At 70.1% G+C, this 2469-nt stretch carries 5 protein-coding genes; all 5 read left to right on the top strand.

What is annotated here, in order from left to right:
• The first annotated feature begins 339 nt into the window (after positions 1 to 339).
• Positions 340 to 981 (top strand): hypothetical protein, encoded by a 642-nt coding sequence (locus EEJ42_RS32240; RefSeq protein WP_123105453.1) that lies wholly within the window; start codon positions 340 to 342, stop codon positions 979 to 981.
• Between the two features lie 421 nt (positions 982 to 1402).
• Positions 1403 to 1582: a hypothetical protein gene (locus EEJ42_RS32235; protein ID WP_123105451.1), complete on the top strand. Its 180-nt coding sequence runs from the start codon at positions 1403 to 1405 to the stop codon at positions 1580 to 1582.
• Positions 1583 to 1656: 74 nt separating this feature from the next.
• On the top strand, positions 1657 to 1956 hold the full coding sequence (locus EEJ42_RS32230) for a hypothetical protein (RefSeq protein ID WP_123105449.1): 300 nt from the start codon (positions 1657 to 1659) through the stop codon (positions 1954 to 1956).
• A 2-nt stretch (positions 1957 to 1958) separates the two neighbouring features.
• Positions 1959 to 2279: a hypothetical protein gene (locus EEJ42_RS32225; RefSeq protein WP_123105447.1), complete on the top strand. Its 321-nt coding sequence runs from the start codon at positions 1959 to 1961 to the stop codon at positions 2277 to 2279.
• The coding region (locus tag EEJ42_RS51985; protein ID WP_221179451.1) for a hypothetical protein at positions 2276 to 2469 on the top strand (194 nt) is incomplete at its 3' end. The genes EEJ42_RS32225 and EEJ42_RS51985, both read left to right, overlap by 4 nt.

Genomic DNA, 2469 nt, shown 5'->3' with positions numbered 1-2469 from the left:
GGTGCCCCATCGCCGCGCCAGGGGGCCGACCCATATGCGCCGCCACCTCCGCCACACCCGCGTCCTGGTGGGGTTGCTGCGGTAACTGTCCGGTCCCTGAAAGTGCTGTCACCGGCCGCTGCGCTCCACGCCCCGAAGGCATGGCGCACGGCCCCCAACATCTGCCCAGAGGCAGCCCCAGCCCCTCACTGGCCCGTGCCCTACGGGGCCTAGCCTGCCTCTTTGATCAAGGGAGAGTTCCCGCTCGTGTTCGATACTTGTCAGGACCTCCGTAAGGCGCTTCACGTCACTGCTGCCTGGTACGCGGTGTGTTCCGCGCTTCACCTGGCCGATCCGTCCATGGTGACCAGTGCTGATGACACACACGACACCGTTGGTCTGCGTTTCCAGGAGCACACCCGGCGTCCGTCAGCGGTCACCGGTGCCGTCACCATCGACCGCACCACCGGCGCTTTCACCGTGCGGGCCCAGACCCCCAGCCAGCGCTGGTACACCGCTCTGAACACCCTCGGCCGCCTTCACACCACGCTCCACGACGCTCCGGCCCCTGACCCGGAGGCGGTCCGCTGGGAGTGGCAGCCCCTTGCTTGCACCCACCCCGGCGCCCTCACCGGCACCCTCTCTCTCGCCCCTCACCTGACCGTCAGCACCTTCATCGACCGCGCCCCCACACCGGCCAGCGACCGGTCATACGCCGCCGCCTGGCTCACGATCACCCCCGCCGCCCGTGAACACTGCCTGGCGGCCTGGGCGCTCGGCGCGGCCTTCCTCGGCACCTTCATCACCCAGGACCCCGCCTACCGTCCCACCGCGCCCGGCGGCCACCTCCTCCACCACAACCCCACCGACGATTTCATGCCCGTCGACCCTCTCGATGATGATGACGAACCGCCGGTCGGCATGTGCATCTGTGGCTCTCTGCCAGGGCGGGAGGAATGTTCACGCTGCGCTCTTGCGCCACAGGAGAGGGACGCGGACTAGTTCGCCTGGGTGGACTACGGCACCCGGGTCAGGCCGCCCCATCCCTGCGACGAACCGTCCTTCTAGCCCCTCACCCTGCCGCCCCCGGCCCCGGCCCGTCCGGCTCCACCACACCGGCGCGGGCCCGGGGGTGCCCCGGCACGGTATCGCTCTGCCCAACGACCCTCCCCCGAGGCACCCCCCCGGGGGTCCGCGCGTCGCTGTGTTCCCGCCGTCCAAGCCCCGTACTGCAACCGGCCTTTGCGTGCCTTGCACCACCGCGCCGCATGCTTCCCGACGCCCCAGCGCAGTCAGGCGCGGCCGCCAGCCCGCCGTTCTAGGGAAGGGACGCCCATGACCGACGCCAGCCACATCGACGACGGCAGCAACCGGGGCTCTGACGAGGCGTCGAACGTGCCGGACCAGGCCCCCGGCTTGCCCGATGACCAGCCGGAGCGGTGCCCCATGTGCGGGCTGCACCGTCTTCGACTTCGACCCGAACCACAACCCGAACCACTACGACGGCATCAGCATGGGCCCCGCCTGGCTGTGCACCGGCTGCAAGTGGGGCATTTACAGCGCCTCCCGCTCACCGAAACCTGGCACCCGTACCGCCACCTGACCACCGCCCCGCCCTGCCCCACCTTGCCGGGCCGCCCGGCCCAGCGGCCCAGCACTTTTGAAGGGACACCATCCGTGACCACCGAGAACACCCTCACCCTGAACGCCGAGCAGGCCGCTGACGTGGCACACCAACTGTTCGAGGAGACCCGCAGGGCCGCATGGCACAAGGCATCCGACGACATCAACGACTACGACCGCATGCTCCTGGTCAACGACATGACCCCCAGCGACGCCCTCGCCGAGCTCAAGGACGCGAACCTTCCCTCACCCTTGATCAAGCACATCGCCGCCGCCCTCGAACTCCTCGCCCCCGACACCTACGCCCCCCGGCCCGACCAGAACACCACCCCCATCACCGGCGGGGGCCAGTGACCATGACAGACACGGAAGGGCCCCCCAAGGGTGCGGCCGAGTGGACCGGCGAGCAGCAGCGTGAAGCGCTGCGTATCCTGCTCCGCCACACCCACGGCGCGCCCGGGACCGGCTCCGGCAACACGGGGGAGCGCTCCGCAGCCATCCGCCGGCGCGTGCACCGCGTGCAGCACACCAACCGCTTGAATCTGGAGCTGGGAGCGGCCGTGTACCTCAGCGGACACGCGGACCTCTCACGCGCGGACCGGTCCCGCCTGTACGAGGTCTCCCGCGCCCTGCGCGCCGAGCTCCACGCCCGCCAGCAACAACAGGAGGACACATGACCGTGGCCGTCTACCCGCGAGCCCATCTGATCGACCGCATGCGCATCCGGGCCCGCCGCCACTTGTACAGCGCCCGTATCTGGCGCCAGGAGGCTGATGCGGCCTACAGCCCCATCCCGGCACATAAGTGCCGCGCCTACGCGCGTCAGGATTTGCGCTGGGCGGGCGCGTACCGACGTCGGCTGCTGGT

Origin of the sequence: Streptomyces botrytidirepellens (assembly GCF_003721215.1) — a bacterium.
GTDB classification, from domain to species: domain Bacteria; phylum Actinomycetota; class Actinomycetes; order Streptomycetales; family Streptomycetaceae; genus Streptomyces; species Streptomyces himastatinicus.
The sequence above is the reverse complement of the archived record's forward strand: the minus strand, read 5'-3'. Positions and strand labels throughout refer to the sequence as shown.

Excerpts from the sequence above, each read along its gene's own strand:
- EEJ42_RS32225 (WP_123105447.1), top strand. The coding sequence starts at position 1,959 with ATGACAGACACGGAAGGGCCCCCCAAGGGTGCGGCCGAGTGGACCGGC.
- EEJ42_RS32240 (WP_123105453.1), top strand. The coding sequence starts at position 340 with ATGGTGACCAGTGCTGATGACACACACGACACCGTTGGTCTGCGTTTC.
- EEJ42_RS32235 (WP_123105451.1), top strand. The coding sequence starts at position 1,403 with ATGACCAGCCGGAGCGGTGCCCCATGTGCGGGCTGCACCGTCTTCGAC.